The organism is Lysinibacillus sp. CNPSo 3705, from assembly GCF_028674935.1.
In the GTDB taxonomy this organism is placed as follows: Bacteria; Bacillota; Bacilli; order Bacillales_A; family Planococcaceae; genus Lysinibacillus.
Genome location: NZ_JAQZSD010000035.1, coordinates 1 through 16,533 on the forward strand (window position 1 = coordinate 1; position 16,533 = coordinate 16,533).

Annotated in this window: 16 protein-coding genes and 1 riboswitch; of the genes, 2 read left to right on the plus strand and 14 right to left on the minus strand. The window is 40.0% G+C overall.

The genetic code is table 11. From position 1 onward, the window contains the following. Positions 1-111: 111 nt before the first annotated feature. Both PVA17_RS15275 and PVA17_RS15280 read right to left on the minus strand, forming a co-directional pair. Positions 112-1,923: an ABC transporter ATP-binding protein gene (locus PVA17_RS15275; RefSeq protein WP_274068158.1), complete on the minus strand. Its 1,812-nt coding sequence runs from the start codon at positions 1,921-1,923 to the stop codon at positions 112-114. Beyond that, entirely contained in the window at positions 1,920-3,653 is a 1,734-nt protein-coding gene (locus PVA17_RS15280; protein WP_274068159.1) for an ABC transporter ATP-binding protein, read from the minus strand. Before PVA17_RS15280 ends, PVA17_RS15275 begins: the two co-directional genes overlap by 4 nt. Before the next feature lie 290 nt (positions 3,654-3,943). Here PVA17_RS15280 and PVA17_RS15285 point away from each other — a divergent pair, with 290 nt between their 5' ends. Both PVA17_RS15285 and PVA17_RS15290 read left to right on the plus strand, forming a co-directional pair. Further along, positions 3,944-4,840, plus strand: a complete 897-nt coding sequence (locus tag PVA17_RS15285; RefSeq protein ID WP_274068160.1) for a M23 family metallopeptidase — start codon at positions 3,944-3,946, stop codon at positions 4,838-4,840. Positions 4,841-4,883: 43 nt separating this feature from the next. Then, a complete protein-coding gene (locus PVA17_RS15290; protein ID WP_132358461.1) occupies positions 4,884-5,153 on the plus strand; it encodes a DUF4190 domain-containing protein in 270 nt (89 codons plus the stop codon). A 179-nt stretch (positions 5,154-5,332) separates the two neighbouring features. Here the strand turns inward: PVA17_RS15290 and PVA17_RS15295 are convergent, their stop codons facing one another. The 12 genes from PVA17_RS15295 to PVA17_RS15350 form a co-directional block, all read right to left on the minus strand. After that, the gene (locus PVA17_RS15295) at positions 5,333-6,373 is read right to left on the minus strand and encodes a ribonucleotide-diphosphate reductase subunit beta (RefSeq protein WP_132358464.1); all 1,041 of its coding nucleotides are present in this window, start codon (positions 6,371-6,373) and stop codon (positions 5,333-5,335) included. 12 nt (positions 6,374-6,385) lie between these two features. After that, complete coding sequence (locus PVA17_RS15300) at positions 6,386-8,599, minus strand: ribonucleoside-diphosphate reductase subunit alpha (protein WP_132358467.1); 2,214 nt, start codon at positions 8,597-8,599, stop codon at positions 6,386-6,388. 163 nt (positions 8,600-8,762) lie between these two features. Next, positions 8,763-8,949, minus strand: a riboswitch (cobalamin riboswitch). A gap of 110 nt (positions 8,950-9,059) precedes the next feature. Beyond that, positions 9,060-9,743, minus strand: coding sequence for a hypothetical protein (locus PVA17_RS15305; protein WP_274068161.1), 684 nt, complete (start codon positions 9,741-9,743; stop codon positions 9,060-9,062). After that, positions 9,740-10,234, minus strand: coding sequence for an ECF transporter S component (locus tag PVA17_RS15310; protein WP_274068162.1), 495 nt, complete (start codon positions 10,232-10,234; stop codon positions 9,740-9,742). The genes PVA17_RS15305 and PVA17_RS15310 overlap by 4 nt, the downstream gene beginning before the upstream one ends. A 206-nt stretch (positions 10,235-10,440) precedes the next feature. Further along, positions 10,441-10,833, minus strand: a complete 393-nt coding sequence (locus PVA17_RS15315; RefSeq protein WP_274068163.1) for a bifunctional adenosylcobinamide kinase/adenosylcobinamide-phosphate guanylyltransferase — start codon at positions 10,831-10,833, stop codon at positions 10,441-10,443. Continuing rightward, complete coding sequence (locus PVA17_RS15320) at positions 10,782-11,381, minus strand: histidine phosphatase family protein (RefSeq protein WP_274068164.1); 600 nt, start codon at positions 11,379-11,381, stop codon at positions 10,782-10,784. The genes PVA17_RS15315 and PVA17_RS15320 overlap by 52 nt, the downstream gene beginning before the upstream one ends. Further along, entirely contained in the window at positions 11,354-12,130 is a 777-nt protein-coding gene (gene cobS, locus PVA17_RS15325) for an adenosylcobinamide-GDP ribazoletransferase (RefSeq protein ID WP_274068165.1), read from the minus strand. Before cobS ends, PVA17_RS15320 begins: the two co-directional genes overlap by 28 nt. Positions 12,131-12,170: 40 nt before the next feature. After that, complete coding sequence (locus tag PVA17_RS15330; RefSeq protein ID WP_274068166.1) at positions 12,171-12,746, minus strand: bifunctional adenosylcobinamide kinase/adenosylcobinamide-phosphate guanylyltransferase; 576 nt, start codon at positions 12,744-12,746, stop codon at positions 12,171-12,173. A gap of 2 nt (positions 12,747-12,748) precedes the next feature. Continuing rightward, positions 12,749-13,366: a histidine phosphatase family protein gene (locus tag PVA17_RS15335; RefSeq protein WP_132358482.1), complete on the minus strand. Its 618-nt coding sequence runs from the start codon at positions 13,364-13,366 to the stop codon at positions 12,749-12,751. Between the two features lie 311 nt (positions 13,367-13,677). Continuing rightward, on the minus strand, positions 13,678-14,877 hold the full coding sequence (locus PVA17_RS15340) for a pyridoxal phosphate-dependent aminotransferase (RefSeq protein ID WP_274068167.1): 1,200 nt from the start codon (positions 14,875-14,877) through the stop codon (positions 13,678-13,680). Further along, a complete protein-coding gene (gene cbiB, locus PVA17_RS15345; RefSeq protein ID WP_274068168.1) occupies positions 14,864-15,820 on the minus strand; it encodes an adenosylcobinamide-phosphate synthase CbiB in 957 nt (318 codons plus the stop codon). The genes PVA17_RS15340 and cbiB overlap by 14 nt, the downstream gene beginning before the upstream one ends. Then, entirely contained in the window at positions 15,817-16,500 is a 684-nt protein-coding gene (locus tag PVA17_RS15350; protein WP_274068169.1) for an adenosylcobinamide amidohydrolase, read from the minus strand. Before PVA17_RS15350 ends, cbiB begins: the two co-directional genes overlap by 4 nt. Between the last annotated feature and the right edge of the window lie 33 nt (positions 16,501-16,533).

A 16,533-nucleotide genomic window follows, 5' to 3' on the forward strand; every position in this document is an offset into this window, starting at 1 on the left:
TTGATACTGTAACAATAAACAATAAAAATAAATATCTAATTAATTTTTGGCAGAAAATAAAAAAAACTGTCTAATAAGTTTTTACACACTTAATAGACAGCCTTCTATATGTTATTCCACTTGTTCCAGCAAAAGTTTTTGCTGGAGATTACTATAAATACCTTGTTTTTGCATGAGCTGCTCGTGATTGCCCTGCTCAACAATTTCACCTTGTTGAATAACAAGAATTTGGTCGGCATTTTCGATTGTTTTTAGACGGTGCGCAATAACAAAGCTTGTGCGCCCCTGCATTAAATGCTGGAGACCTTTTTGGATATCAACCTCTGTTTGCGTATCCACACTGGATGTTGCTTCATCTAAAATCAAAATATCCGAATTTTCTAAAATTTCCCGGGCAATAGCCAATAATTGTCGCTGACCTTGACTTAAGTTTGCCCCACCTGCTTGTACAGGTGTATCATATTGTGCCGGTAAATATTTAATAAAATTATGGGCATTCGCGATTTTCGCAGCTTCTTCCACCTCTTCATCTGTAGCATCAAGTTTACCGAAACGAATATTTTCACGAATCGTTCCAGAAAATAAATACGTATCCTGCAAGACAACACCCACTCGTTGACGGATCGTTGCCATTTTATAATCTTCAATATTATGACCATCAATCAAAATTTCCCCTGCATCGACATCATAAAAACGAGTTAACAAATTGATAATCGTCGTTTTCCCTGATCCGGTTGGGCCAACAAGTGCAATCGTTTCACCAGCCTTGGCATGGAAGCTAATATTTTTCAGTACTGGCTTCTCTGGCACATAACTGAAGGATACATCTTGGAATGACACATCCCCTTTTAAACTTTGACAATCAAGGGCCTGTTTTTTATCAGCTACTTCCGATCGTTCATCTAAAATTTCGAAAACTCGTTCCGCCCCAGCAATTGCTGACTGGAATGTATTCAAAAGGTTAGATAGCTGATTCAGTGGACGGAAAAATTGACGTGTATACGTGACAAATGCGGCAATAACCCCAACCGAAACGATACCCTTTACCGATAAAAATGCTCCTGTGCCAATAACAACAGTTAAACCTAAGTTATTCATAAAGTTATTAATTGGGCCTAGTAAACCAGAAGTAATTTCTGCTCGTTGCGCCGAGTTACGGAGATTTTCGTTCTGTTTATGGAACGTTTCAATCGTTTGTTGTTCTGTTCCAAAAAGCGTCACAACCTCCGCCCCCGTAATCATTTCCTCAATAGTACCGTTCAGCTTCCCTAAATCATGTTGACGTGCCGCATAGTTTTTACTACTACGTTTAATAATCTGCTTCGTCGTAAAAACAATTAGAGGAATAATAATCAGCGTCACGATTGCTAGCTGCCAGCTAAGCGAGAACATAGCAATACTAACACCGATTACCGTTAGCACCGATGATACGATTTGTGTCACACTTTGTGCTAATGCCGTATTTAAATTATCAATATCATTTGTTACACGGCTCATTAAATCACCGAGTGCTCGCTGATCGAAAAATCTCAGTGTTAATGTTTGCAGCTTTTTAAATAGTTCTAGTCGCAATGCTCGAATTGTTTTCATCGCCACATGAATCATGACATATGTTTGTAGCCACGTAAAAATAGACGCTGCAGTATAAATAACTGCTAACACAATACCTAGACGAATCGTACCAGCAATGTCCTTTTTCATAATATATTCATCAACGATATGTCCGATTAAGTACGGCCCTGCTAAACTTAACAATGTAGAAGCTACTACAAAAAAGATAGAGAAATAAAGTCCTATTTTTTGTTGCTTCACATATTGCCATACACGATTAATTGTTGCTTTTTGATTTTTCGCCTTTTCGGTTGGACCAGCCATACGTGGTCCACGTCCGAAATGCATTTGCTTTGGTTGACTTTTACTCATTGTTGTACACCAGCCTTTTGCTGTGAAGCGTAAATTGCTTGGTACGGTTTATTATTCTGCAATAACTGTTGATGTGTACCTTGACCTACAATTTCGCCGTCCTCTACGACAAGAATTAGGTCCGCCTGTTGAATAGAAGCAATTCTAGACGCTACGATAAACGTCGTTGTATCTTTATATTGATTGGCAATAGCTTGCTGGACATGTTTTTCAGAGGCGCTATCAAGAGCAGATGTCGTATCGTCCAACACTAAAATAGCTGGTTGTCTTACGAGTGCACGCGTTAACGCTATTCGCTGCTTTTGACCGCCAGAGAGATTGGTTGCCCCCTGTGAAAGCTCATATGCTAAGCCTTTATCCAGCCGGTCCACAAATTCAGTGGCACATGCTGCATCAAGAGCTTGCTGTACTTCCTCTGACGTTGCATCCTCTTTTCCAAGACGAATATTATCGTCAATTGCACCTGAGAACAGTAATGCTTTTTGAGAGGTAAAACCGATATATTTACGTAAAGTTGATATTCCATAATCTTTTAGCGGCTTTCCATCCAAGTGAATTTCTCCACCAGTCGGGTCAAATAAACGTGGTAATAGTTTCACTAATGTTGATTTTCCACTACCTGTTTTGCCGATAAGACCTACCGTTTGCCCCGCTTTTACTGAAAATGTAATATTTTTCAGCACATCCTCCGCCGATTCATAATAACGATAGCTCACATTGTGAAAGTCAATCGCCCCTTGAATTGGCGAGGTAAGTGGATTTTCTGCTTCCTTTACTGCTACTTCTTTATTTAAAACATCCACGATACGCTCTCCTGAAGGAATAGCTCGTGCAATTTGCATGAGCACCATGCTAGAAGTCATCAATCCATTTAAAATAATCGTTAAATAGTTAATAAATGCTAGGATAACCCCAACCTGTAGTGTACCGGCTTCTACTTTAATTGCACCAAGCCAAAGTGCTGCTACAATTGCTAGATTGACAACGAACATTGTAAACGGCACAAGTACACCAACAATTTGCTCTGCTGTAATAAAGCGCTTCGTCAGCGTATCATTTAGCCCGCTAAATTGTTCAATCTGTTGCGTTTCACGACGGAACGCTTTCACAACACGAATCCCCGCTAAATTTTCCTGAAGCTTCGTATTCACACCATCAATCGCTTCCTGTACTCTGCGGTATAGGACACCTGAGTACTTTGTGAAAAAGTACATCGCCATAATTAATATCGGTACAATAATAAGAAGTATAGAAAATAGCTCGCGTGCTGTCACAAAAACAATAATGACCGCTCCAATAAATAATAGAGGACCACGAACAAAAATACGCAATGTCATCATAAACGCACGCTGAACACTTTCCACATCACTCGTTAAAATCGTAATGAGCTTCCCTGTTGTAAAAGCGTCACGTTCCTTTGCCGAATACGTCATCATTTTTTCATACAGTGCTTGACGAACATCCGATGCAAAATGGATCGCTGCCTTTGAACTATAATAGGAGCAACCTATCCCTCCAACAAGTCCAAATACCGCACTCATTAGCATCCAAATGAACATTTTCAGCACATATGGATTGTCGCTATTAGCAATACCTGTATCGATCATATGCTGCATAATAGTCGGCTGTAGTAAATCCATCGTTACCTCAAGTACCATTAATAGTGGCGCGATCAAGGTGAAAAATTTATAGGGTCCTAAAAACCCTCCTAATTGTTTTATTGCCTGCATTCTTTCGTCTCCGTTCTTTTCTTTCACACCTTAATTATAACTGAAAATCATTCTCAAGCGGTAATTAATTTTTCGAGTCTCGTAATATTCGAGACACGATTGTTAATTTATGTAGGTTTTGGTCACTGTCGTAATTGTTCAGGCTATCACCTAATGAACATTTCCATTTATCAATATATTGAATTAAAGGAAGATTAGGACCAATGTTCATTTACCTATGCTAGAATGAAAGTTAGGATGAAGTAAATATTACCAATAATGTTATAAATCATAAGGGGGGACGAGAAATAGTGTTTCCAATCTTTTATTCCATTGCTATGCTTATCATTTTGCCTGCTAGCTTTATCATTTCATTATGGAAAGCTCCTTTTAAAAGTACACTGGAATGGTTGTTGGACTTATTGGTGACGACAGCACTAATCGTTTGGCTATTTCAAGCAGGAAACTGGAGTTGGGTCGGCTATTATGTTCGATTTCTTTGGTTGGCGCTCTTAATTGTCACAATCATTTATTCTTGGAAAAAGGTAAGTAATTTACCGTTTACAATAAAATATTCAGTAAATCAAAAGTTTTCAATTGGTATTTATATTATCCTTATTTTGATTTTTGGTACGTATAATGCTTTGGTCTTAAAAAGCTATACAGTAGCCGAAAAAGGTATTGAGCTATCTTTCCCACTTAAAAATGGCACCTATTATGTCGGACAGGGTGGTAATCAAGTATTAATGAACTATCATCAAGCCTATCCAGGTCAAAAATACGCATTAGACATTTTAAAATTAAATACTTTTGGAACCCGTGCAAGTGGACTATATCCAGAAGAATTAAATAACTATCAAATTTACGCAGATATTTTGTATAGTCCTTGTAACGGAAAAGTAGTCGACATCCAAAATGATTTACCCGATCTGCCCCCTCCTAAATCTAATCCAGAAAACCCAGCGGGAAATCATGTCGCCCTAGCATGTGAGAACTATGATGCTACCATTATTTTAGCCCATATGCAAAAAGGAAGCGTAGCAGTGGCAAAAGGAGAAAAAGTAACAGCAGGACAAATACTTGGAAAAGTAGGAAATTCGGGCAATACAAGTGAACCACATTTACACATTCATGCCGAAAAGGATGGGAAAGGTGTACCGATAACATTTAATGATCGATTTTTAGTGCGAAATAGTTTAGTACGATAATATTTTAAAAATGGGTAAATTCTCAAAAGAGGGTGGATAACGATTGTCTGAAAAAAATCAAACAAACAATAGTTCTGTCATTTCTTTAACGGTTGGAATTCTATCATTGCTAATACCTTTTATTGGTTTAATCTTAGGCATTATAGGAATAATATTTTCAAGGAAAGCTGTTAAAGAAATTCATACAACTAATGCAAGTGGTAGAGGATTAGCAACTGCAGGTTTAATTTGTAGTATAATAGGGGTTATTTTACAAATCCTTGCGATTTTGGGGTATATAGCTTTTTTCTCAATGACGGTGGTTAAATATTAACAGCTAAATAGAGCGTAATTTACGCTCTTTTTTAATCTGTGCGATTTTCAATACTTTTGTCCCCCTAAAGGGAACTCGTTTGTTTGACTCGAGCAATTTTTTTCTTTTACGTAAGCGTCCCCCCTTTCTCAAAAAAAAATCCACCTTCATGTTTTTTCAACATGGAGGTGGACTTGGCATTATAAATCATCAAAGCCGTTATCTTCTACATTAACCTTTACATACTGGCGAGAACGCTGCTCGAAGAAATCTGTTTTCCCTAAATCAACATCCTCATACGCTCTAATCCACTTTAATGGATTTTTGCGATAGCCTTCAAATGGACGTTCCACACCAAGCTGATTACAGCGTACATTGGCGTAGAAATGGACATAATCATGCACATCTTCTACATCGAGGCCTTCCACTTTATCGCCAATCACTTCATTGGCCCAATCAATTTCTAGCTGAACAGCTTCACGGAAGATCTCTTGTACACGAGCTGCTCGTTCAGGTGTATCGTATTCAGGATATTCCTCTAATAGCTCCTGATAAATCTTCACAAATAAATCGACATGTAGCTGTTCATCACGATTAATATAATTAATCATCGTTGACGTAGCCACCATTTTTTGATTGCGAGCTAAATGATAGAAGAACGCGAAGCCAGAATAGAAGAATAACCCTTCTAAAATGACATCATATACAATCGCTTCTAGCATATTTTCAACAGATGGCTCCTCGGAAAATGCATGGTAGCCTTTAATGACGAAGTCGTTGCGTCGCTCTAGGACTGGCTCTGTACGCCAAAAATCAAACGTACGATCCTGCTCATCTTTGTTCACTATACTTGATAGCACATAGGAGTAAGAGTGATTATGGATTACCTCTTGTTGCGCTAAAATAATCATTAATGCATTTAAGCTTGAATCTGTTAAATAATCCGCTACTTTTCCTGCAAAATCAGTTTGTACACTGTCTAATAGTGCTAGTAAGCCAATGATTTTTAAAAAGGATTCTTGTTCATCTGCTGATAATCCTGGAAACTGTTTGACATCGTTGCTCATATTAATTTCAAACGGTGTCCAGAAGTTACCTAGCATTTTTTTATACTTTGGATATGCCCAGCTAAAACGGACATCATCCCAGTTTAAAATGTTAGAAGAACGTCCGTTGACAATACCTGTTGAACGGTTCGGTGCATTCTTGTCCATAATTTGTCGTTTTGTAATAGTTGTCATTGTTATTTCCTCCTAGCTCGCGCAAGACTCACATTCTAGCAATTCTACAGACGTTGAACGCACATAATAAGTCGTTTTTACACCGCTCGCCCAAGCATTCATATGCAATGCTAGTAAATCTTTCGCCTTAATCGTATTTTGAACATATAAATTAAGTGAAATGCCTTGGTCGATATGACGTGCTCGTGCAGCATTTTGCTTGATTGTCCAATTTTGATCGATGAAATAAGCAGATTTATAATACCAAGTCGTTACAGGTGATAAATCTGGTACTGTTACTGGAATTTTATAATCCTTCTTCTCCTCTGAATAACTCTTTTGGAAGATTGGATCAATCGTAGCCGTACTGCCCGCTAAAATGGACGTCGAAGAGTTCGGTGCAACTGCCATTACATAGCCGTTACGCATACCTTTTTCAGCAACCGCGGCACGTAAAGCGTTCCATTTTTCACTGTCATAGCCACGTTTGTCAAAATACGCACCCGTATGCCAATCTGAGCCATTAAATAATGGGTAAGCTCCTTTTTCACATGCCAAATCGTTAGAAGCACGAATCGTTAAATACGCAATTTCTTCATATAGCTTGTCCGCAAATTCTACAGCTTCCTCTGACTCCCATTGAATTTCTTTCAAAGCTAATAAATGGTGCCAGCCAAATGTGCCAAGCCCAATACCACGGTAGCGTAGGTTCGTACGCTCTGCTTGTTTTACTGGAATTGTATTTAGCGCAATAACGTTATCTAACATACGTACTTGCACTGGGATTAATCGTTCTAGAACACCGGCCGGTACTGCTCTACCTAAATTAATAGAGGATAAGTTACATACAACGAAATCTCCAGGCTTGCGACGTGTTACGATGACATCATCTTCTAGTGTAATAGATTCGAATTCAGTCGCTGACATATTTTGGAAGATTTCTGTGCACAGGTTCGAACTGTAAATCATTCCTTCATGCTTATTCGGATTCATGCGATTGACTTCATCACGATAGAACATAAACGGCACGCCTGTTTCTAGCTGTGAGCGCATAATACGCTTCATAATATCAATAGCTGGTACGACTTCACGACTTAACAATGGATTCGCGATACATTCCTCATATTTAATACGGAAGGAACCGTCACCCTTTTTCTCATCGTAGAAATCCTCTAGTGAGTAGCCCATAACCTCTCGTACTTCATGTGGGTCAAATAAGTGCCACTCCCCACGTGCTTCAACAGTTTCCATAAATATATCCGGTAAGCATAGCCCTGTGAAAATATCATGGGCACGTAAACGTTCATCGCCATTGTTTAAGCGTAAATCTAAAAACGTAAAGACATCTTTATGCCAAACATCTAGATAGACAGCAATAGCGCCTTGTCGTTGTCCAAGCTGATCGACTGATACCGCCGTATTATTAAGCTGTTTAATCCATGGTAAAACGCCACTTGATGCACCTTTAAAACCTTTAATAGATGAGCCTCGGCTACGAATTTTACCCATATAAACACCAATACCACCGCCGTATTTCGATAATGTTGCGACATCTGTATTCGTGTCATAAATGCTTTGTAAACTATCATCTACTGTATCGATAAAGCAACTTGATAGCTGTCCATGTGTTTTACCCGCATTCGATAATGTCGGTGTGGCAACAGTCATATATAAATTACTCATTGCCCAATAAGATTCACGGACTTTTTCTAAACGATTTTCTGTTTCATCCTGCATCAGAGTCATCGCAATAACCATCCAGCGTTCCTGCGGTAGCTCCACTGGTGTTTTCGTGTAATCACGGACTACATAGCGGTCCATTAATGTTTTTAAACCAATATACGTAAACAACTCATCTCGACTTGATTCTAGGTACGAAGCGAGTTCCTGAAGCTCCTGCTCACTATATTTTGTTGTTAAACTTTCATGATACAATCCAGCTTCTGTATAGTGTGCTAAATGTTCTGGGAAAACTTTATAAACATCTTTCACTGAGACACCACGACGCATTGCAAATTGATCATATAGTTTTTCTAAATATATTTGAGCTGCGATAAATGTCCAGTATGGCTCTTCCTCATCAATAAGGCTAAGCGTTTGTAAAATCATCGCATCTGCCCATGCTTCAAATGTCGCATTGTCGTTTTTTCGTAGCCATCGATCTGATAATCTGACAAAACTTTCAAGTTCATCCTCTGTGTAGTTTTTCTTGAGCTTAGCAATTTGTTGTTCGATTTGAATTGTCATGTAACATTCTCTCCCTTTCCTTCTCCAGCAACACAAAAAAAACGATCACGCAACATTTATCGGTTACGTGATCGCTGTAAAATCGGAAATGGAAATGAAGGACATGCACACAAAGAAGTGAACAAATCTCTCGCCTCCACTTCTCAATCCCCGAAGAATGTGTTGCTGTCTTGAACAAATCGGCAGGTCTCCTGGCTCGTACTTCCTCCAAATGATTACCTTCCCGTTCTTCACAGTGGCCAATTATCATTTGTCAGCACTTACAGTTGCGGGGACAGCTTCGGCCTAAGATGACTCTCTTTCCGAATTCCCTTTTAAACCATATTGGTACCGCTCGTCCAAAATACTATATATAGTGTTTTAACTCCTAAACAAATCTAACATATTGTGTTTATTGTTGCAATAGGTGTTTTGCACCTTGCACGTTATAAAGTGCTACATTTTCTCGAAGCAAGCCCAATTACAATGCAGTTTTACGTAGTTTTTCAAAATTTCTAGGAAATTTTTTTTGTGCTAGCTGCTCTTTTTCTGGCTGAATTCCTAGCAAAACTACTGCACATGGACCAGCCGATTTCTCAATATCTAACGAACTTTTGACCTGTTGCTCGCCAAAAAGTCGGGTAAATTCGACTTGTAGACCTTTTGATCCAACTGGCCATACTTGCTGCACTATTCCCTCTTTCCACGCCTCAAAAATAGGTTGGAGCTGCGCCATATCTTTAGGCTGTGCAAGGATTTCATTGCCTACAAGCGGTAATCCATAGGTGTACCAACTAAGCTGTGCATGCTTAGTTGCTGTGCGTGTTTGCTGCTCACCTAGCATCGTTATAGACAAACCTGATTGTAGAGTCGGCATATTGGACTCAGTACTACCATCTATTTGTGGACAATTAAGACCCGTCTCAGCAAAAACCTGCTGAATGCCTGCAACGTAACGAGCCCATGCAGCATCCCCTGAAAAATTAGCGAGTATAATATGGCTTGGTAAAGCATTTGCAGCAAGCTGCTCTATAAAAGTAACACGCGCCGTCAAGTATGCCGTTATTTTGTCTGGAGCAGACACAACATCTTGTGGTTTTTCACCAATTGCTGCGGCATTATCAGATGTTGCAATTAACCCGCCTATTTGTATTGCATTTCTCAATGGACTCGACCTTCCTTACGCATAAACACTTTAGAGAGAATTGGCATCACAATGGCAACAATCACTAGATTTATGAGTGTTGCCAATGGAAGACTAGTCAGTGATGCCCAGTAAAATGCAGGACTAATGATAAAGTAAAATGGTAAAGGTGCAACAACACCATTGAAAACAAGTGCCACAGGCCATTTCCAGAAACGCATTCCTTTTTTATGCATTACCCCAAAGACCCATACAACAATAAACATTTCTACTGCGATAATAATATGTAGTGGCCCATATGGAAAGCCAGTAGTTAAGGCTGAGATAAAATGCCCAATGACTCCCGCAACCCCTGCTAATACTGGAGATAAAAATACAACGCTCAACAATGCAGGTGCAGAGTCAAGCGCAGCAGTTGAAATAAATGTTGGAATTTTAATGACTGCACCAACTGCACAAATTGCCGCTACCATGGCAGTGAGCGTCAATTTCATCAATCTTTGTCGATCCATCCCATTTCCTCTTTCCTGTTATATTTGGCTCGTCATCCATAACGTAGGTCGATTTCCGTTCCCGTTGGACGCTTGGTCGCTGACGCGCAGAGCAAAGCGCTTTCAAGGGGTGCCAAGCCTCCACTCCGATCAACTTATTTACAAAGCATACGTCTTTGCAAATCTCATCCCCAAATGAACAGCCTATTAAATTTTTTAAAACTATATTATTTGATTCGTTCCCCGATACCGTACCAAATACGTACGACTTGTTCGGCTTCAGCGAATAATGCCTGGTACAAACGCCCACATGTATCACGCAAAAATCGTGCCTGTTTTTCCATTGGCACAACTCCACGACCCATATCGGTCACTATTATATAGACTGCACAATTTTTTTCAAGAGTCTTTAATCTTGTCAAAATGGTTTTGACAAGGGGTTCATCATCCTCAAGATTTTGTGTCACGAGCCATTTCTCTATGTTTTTAATAATTAGTACATTACAGGCTGGGCTGGCATCAGGTAGATGGCCATCTACTAGCTCAACTTTTTGACCTGCAAGCAATTTCATGACATAGCCGGTTTTTCCACTATAGGCGCCTCCGATAAAGACATGCATCTCGCTCCCTCCTCCCAAGCCTTTCTTGTAAACATTAAAGAAAACATTTTATCATGCGGTGTTTGATATGACCAAAAAGTTTGCTCAGTCGGTGCAAATTCTACAAGAAGTGCTCGAATAACTCCACCATGGACAACGAGCTGATAAACATCCTCACCTTTTGGTAACTCAGTAAACCCTTCAATGACTCGCGCACAAAAAGCATCAAAGCCTTCCCCCCTTGGAGGCGGTGACTGTACGGGGTCGTCTAACCATGCACAATAGCGACTATCTGTTTTCAAGTCCTCATATGTTCGTCCTTCAAATGCACCGAAGTTCGACTCTCGAAATCTTTTATCAGACACATATGTTGCATTCGGAAAATAATGGGCAGCGGTTTCCCTACAACGCAGCAAATCACTACCATACACCTTCGTGACTTCTGAATCTACTATAGTCAGCAAAGATGCATCAGCTAATGAAGAATCTGTCCAGCCGATATATCGCTTCTCCAAATTTTCCGTTGTTGGGGCATGTCTCATTAAGTGAACAATAACAACGTCACCCACAGTACAACCTCCACTCCTTCAATTGATGCACCGAGTAAATCTCCAGAAACACCACCAAAGTTGCGCATTGTAAATTGCCGGAACACTAAAAAGGCGATTGCTAATACAGCTATTAACACTAGTGGAACAATTGAGAAACCTAAGACAAACAACAAGCTACTATACGCCACAACTAAAGTGATAAGCATAAAGGTAATGAGTATTCCCGGCTTAATATGTGTTTTAAAAAAGTAGGCAAGCCCCTTTTCTTTTGAGCATTTGAGCGACATAAAATAAAAGCTCATGCCTACTCTTGTTAATAACGGAATAAATACAGGCATCCATAGTGCAAATTTATGCTGTACGAATAACTCATGCAGTATCACAAATTTGCCAAGCACTAGAAATAGCACAGATAGTACTCCAAATGCGCCAACACGTGGATCATCTAAAATTTCTAGCCGCTTCTCACGATCTCGATACGAAAAATAAGCATCCCCCATATCAATAAAACCATCTAAATGCAAACCACCCGTAAATAAGGCAAATAATCCGGCAATCACAAAAGTAAGCAAAATTTCACTGCTTGCCGTCCATTCTGTTAAACAATAGATCACCGCCGCCACTGTAGTACCCATGAGAGCCCCTATCCATGGTAAAAAAGCGAACATCCCGGTAATAGTTGCCTTTGTTAACGGAATTTCTTTATGTACCGGCAAAACTGTAAAAAATTGAAACGCAAGTTGTATGCTATGCCAGAAATTTTTCATCGTCTTGCCTTCCTTCTTTTTATTTTCAAAGCGTTATTTATTATTTCCATTTCTTCACGATACCGTAATTTATTTCATACGCCTCATCCGCTATAGAAACGAACCATTGATGTAATTTCCCAAGGGTTTGGCGGTATACTTCTACTTCTTCGCTAGAATATGGAGGCTCATCAAATAGTTCGTTTGAGACGATAAAAAACGTCACCCTTTTCTCAAGTAACGTCTCTACCGCCCTTTTTAAAACATCAAGCTTTCGCTCTAAACAGCAAGGTTGTTCCACACAGGGAGTTCCCGTGTCAAAACCCTCGTAAAAAGCATTTGTCAGCCATGTCGTAACACAGTCCCATAACACAACATCTCCATCAGTCAGTTTATGCAATGTTTTTGCTATGTCATAAGGTGCTTCTATCGTCAACCATTCCATATTTTGTGCTTGTCTATCTGTTTGATGACGTACTATTCGCTTCTCCATCTCATCGTCCAACGCTACTCCAGAAGCAATATAAATAAGTCGTCGTGCTTGGTTAAATTCTGTTTGATAGTGAGTAACAGCCGCTTTTTCAGCAAAGTGGGATTTACCACTACGTACCCCCCCTGTAATGAAAATTAGTGGCATCGTTAAGCCTCCTGTTGTAAATGTTGAATGTTCCCGATATCTTTCACGAGCCATTGTTGCTCGACTTTCTCAATAATCGTGACACTTGTTCCATTTATAAATGGTTCTGCCCATAGCTGATTGATGCTTCGCCCTAAAATGGCGTTAATGACGCATTTAATCGTTACAGCATGGGACACAATTAAAACATTATTCTCGGGATATTGTTCTGCAATTTTCGATAACGTAAATAGGGCTCGTTCTGTTACCGTACCAAAGCTTTCCGTATGGGTTGCGACGAATTGTCCTGGATAATCGGTATATAATTCATAATCAAGGCGATGTGTAGTCATAATGTCCTCGACTGTTTTCCCTTGCCAATCGCCTAAAAAAATTTCCCGTAAATTATCCTCATAATAGATTGGAAGCTGGCGATTATCTAGAAGAATATGCAGCGTTTCCTTAGCACGGCCACTTGAACTACTATATGCCGCTGCAAAAGAGCATTTTTTCAAATGATCTCGAAGTTTTTCTGCATGTAAAATACCATCCTCGGATAATGGCGAATCTAACCATCCCTGTAGTCGATGCTCTTTATTCCACATCGTTTCGCCATGTCTTATTAAATAAAAAGTTGTCAACTTTCTCACCCCTAATTTGCAATCAATTGTGCCCTTGCATAATTGCGTCCGGAATCGGCTTTGTGCTTGGGCCTGCATATGTTTTTTGCCCGAAAGCGTAGTGGCTCTTTTGTACGAAAGCGCAGTGCTAGCGTAGTGGCAGCCACACCGATGCAGGGCAGTTAGCCGTTATCATGGATGTGATGATTTTAGGCTAACATCCCCTATGCACACCTTTCCGATTTCGTGGCACCCCCCGGAGGCTTTAGGCCAATACGAGGTTGGTTACTCAGTCATTGCCACATGGCGTGGCATTCATAGACTGAATGCCTCTATTTCAGCGGATTTTTTTGTACCGAAAGCCTAGCGTCAGGTACAGATGATTGAACATCCGCAGAAAGGAGACTTAAAACCTTATTCATTTCACTACCTATAGAGGAAGGAGATTTCTGCTGAAAGAAGTTAAACCACGCCTGCAAACAATTTTGTAAATACGTCATAGCCGCAATATCTTTAATGCCAATTCGGAACCATTCTCCATTTAAGCCCAAAAAGTTTTTTGTATGGCGCAGGACGACACCCTTTGATAAACAGTATGTAAAAAATGTATCCGCTTGCTGATTTTTCGGTAATGTAAAACATACAAAATTTGTTACACTATTCGTCACCTGACAACCATGTTCTTGTAAATAGCTCTGTAGCGATTCCCGTTGATTTTTAGCATAGGCAATAGCTTGCTCACAATATTCGTGTTCATCTAAACAGCCAGTGCCTATCACAAGGGCAAAAGCATTTAAGTTCCAATGCGGTAGGATAGACTTTAGATCAGCAACAACTATTGGGCTGGCCACTAAATAGCCTAGACGTAATCCTGGAATCGCATACATTTTGGTCATCGAACGAACGATGATTAAATGAGGATTTTCCGCCACATATTGGATCAAAGAACAGGCCTCATCTACCCAGTCAATAAATGCTTCATCAAAAACCAGCTCACAATTGACCTTTGTACCGTGAGCGATTAATTCGAGAAGCTCCTCTTTCTTAGGAAGCACCCCCGTCGGATTGTTCGGTGTACAAATATATAATGCGTCTGCATTCGCCATTTCACACTTCAGATGCTCCATCGGCAATGTGTAATGGACAATATCCTCAACAATGACAGGCACAATTTCAGCGCCTACTGCTCGTAATGTTCGTTCATATTCTGAAAAAGTTGGATGTACGATAATAACACGCTTATTAGCGTAGCGTCTAACTAGAACACTAAAAAGCTCGGATGCACCGTTACCTAGTAATACAGAATCTTTCTGAACACCATGAAAAGCTGCCACCTTTGATAAAAACGGCTCACCGTCCGGATCTGGGTAACGTTGAATGAGCGGATAAAATGTCCGCCAACGCGCCTCAACAAACAGGGGTGGCCCTGCCGAATTAACATTTTCGCTAAAATCATACACCTCTTCGGGCATATTAAGTCCTAGCTGATGATAAACATTTTGCGGATTTGCTCCGTGATTAGGTAATTGCAAAAATTAACACCTCCACTGTTAACATAACAAGCGTAAAGAGCAAGGTCGCGGTACGCATATGAGTAACAGACGTTGCAATATGCTCTTTAGTTAATGGAACTAATTTCTCGCCCATTATTGCTCGATAAGAAACGACACCTTGATATGTATTTTTTCCACCAAGCTGTACCCCTAATTGAACAGCTGTAGCTGCTTCTAAATAACCACTATTAGGACTTGGATGCTTTTTCGCATCCTGTGCCCAACGTTTTAAGCGCTTACTGAGAGATACATTCGTTTCATTTTTTGTACCTAGCACCATCAGTAGACCTGTTAATCGACTTGGAATAAAATTTAGTACATCGTCAAGCTTTGCAGCAAACATACCAAAATCTTTATATTGATCGTTTTTATAGCCAATCATAGAGTCTAACGTATTGACGGCCTTATAGCCCCATAACCCGATTGCGCCAAATAAAAAGGCATAAAATAGTGGTGCGGTTACGCCATCACTCGTATTTTCTGAGACCGTCTCAACAACGCCTCGTACAATCTCATCTTCGTCTAACTTCTCCGTGTCACGTCCGACAATCCAAGAAAGCTTGACACGAGCTTCAGCAAAATCGCCTTTAACAAGCGGTTCATAAACTGCCATCGCCGCTTCCTTCAAGCTACGCTGTGCGAGTCCAATCCCAATTAATAATCCCTCAACCAATATGCCAAATAGTGGGCTAACATGATAGCTTAATAGCATAATGGCCGTTACAACAAACATCGTTGTGCCTACTACAGCGAGTGACATCACCATGCCACGGAACTTTCTCATTCTTCCTTTATTCCATAATTCTGTTTGAGATTGAATAAGCTTCCCAATCCAGCGAACTGGATGAGGCATTTTAGGAGGATCACCCACCATTAAATCAAAAACAAGCCCAATGATACAGGCAATCACTAGTGCCATCATAAAGGAATCTCCTCTTTGTCTTTTTTATATTTTTGAATACCCTCACGCATCGTTTCATAAACACCATGGCCAATGACCTTTCCTAGCATCGTAATCGGTCCAGCATATTGATGGTAATTGCCTTCCTCTGTTGAAGCAATTAATAAACTATCCGTTGAGGTACCTGTAGCTTGTGTACCCGTTGTTGGATCAGTTATCCCCTCATCAATAAGTGCTTTGACCTTAGCCTCTGTCGTAGAAATCATTGCCTGAAATAAAGCTTCATCCGACAATCTTCCATTTATCAGTACCCACGTATTAATAGTCCCAGCATGATACTGCTCCTGACGATGAAAGGCACGTGTAATATCGACGGCATTACCAAGACCTGCCGTAATCATTATGACAAGATGAATTCCTTCATATGTAAACTCACGAATTATCGCATACCGGGCATAGACAGCCGTCATCATCGCAACTGTATTGTCAATCGGAAAGCCTTCAGACTGCAAAAACCTTTGTAATTCTAACTGTGGTTTACGTTCATCATACGTATAAGGCACTGAACGATTCATCAAATGTGTATAAAAGCCAAAGCCAGGATTATGTACTGCAGAGGATACGACCTTCATTGGTGATTCTGTTTGGATGGCAACATAATGGTCGGAAATATGAATATCTTCCTTACGTAGTACTGGCATTATCTCGCCCCCTATTCAATGTATAACAAAAAA

Coding starts and splice junctions, on each gene's coding strand:
- PVA17_RS15275 (WP_274068158.1), bottom strand. CDS start 1,923: ATGAGTAAAAGTCAACCAAAGCAAATGCATTTCGGACGTGGACCACGT.
- PVA17_RS15280 (WP_274068159.1), bottom strand. CDS start 3,653: ATGCAGGCAATAAAACAATTAGGAGGGTTTTTAGGACCCTATAAATTT.
- PVA17_RS15295 (WP_132358464.1), bottom strand. CDS start 6,373: ATGACAACTATTACAAAACGACAAATTATGGACAAGAATGCACCGAAC.
- PVA17_RS15300 (WP_132358467.1), bottom strand. CDS start 8,599: ATGACAATTCAAATCGAACAACAAATTGCTAAGCTCAAGAAAAACTAC.
- PVA17_RS15310 (WP_274068162.1), bottom strand. CDS start 10,234: ATGGATCGACAAAGATTGATGAAATTGACGCTCACTGCCATGGTAGCG.
- PVA17_RS15315 (WP_274068163.1), bottom strand. CDS start 10,833: ATGCATGTCTTTATCGGAGGCGCCTATAGTGGAAAAACCGGCTATGTC.
- cobS (WP_274068165.1), bottom strand. CDS start 12,130: ATGAAAAATTTCTGGCATAGCATACAACTTGCGTTTCAATTTTTTACA.
- PVA17_RS15330 (WP_274068166.1), bottom strand. CDS start 12,746: ATGCCACTAATTTTCATTACAGGGGGGGTACGTAGTGGTAAATCCCAC.
- cbiB (WP_274068168.1), bottom strand. CDS start 15,820: ATGATGGCACTAGTGATTGCCTGTATCATTGGGCTTGTTTTTGATTTA.
- PVA17_RS15350 (WP_274068169.1), bottom strand. CDS start 16,500: ATGCCAGTACTACGTAAGGAAGATATTCATATTTCCGACCATTATGTT.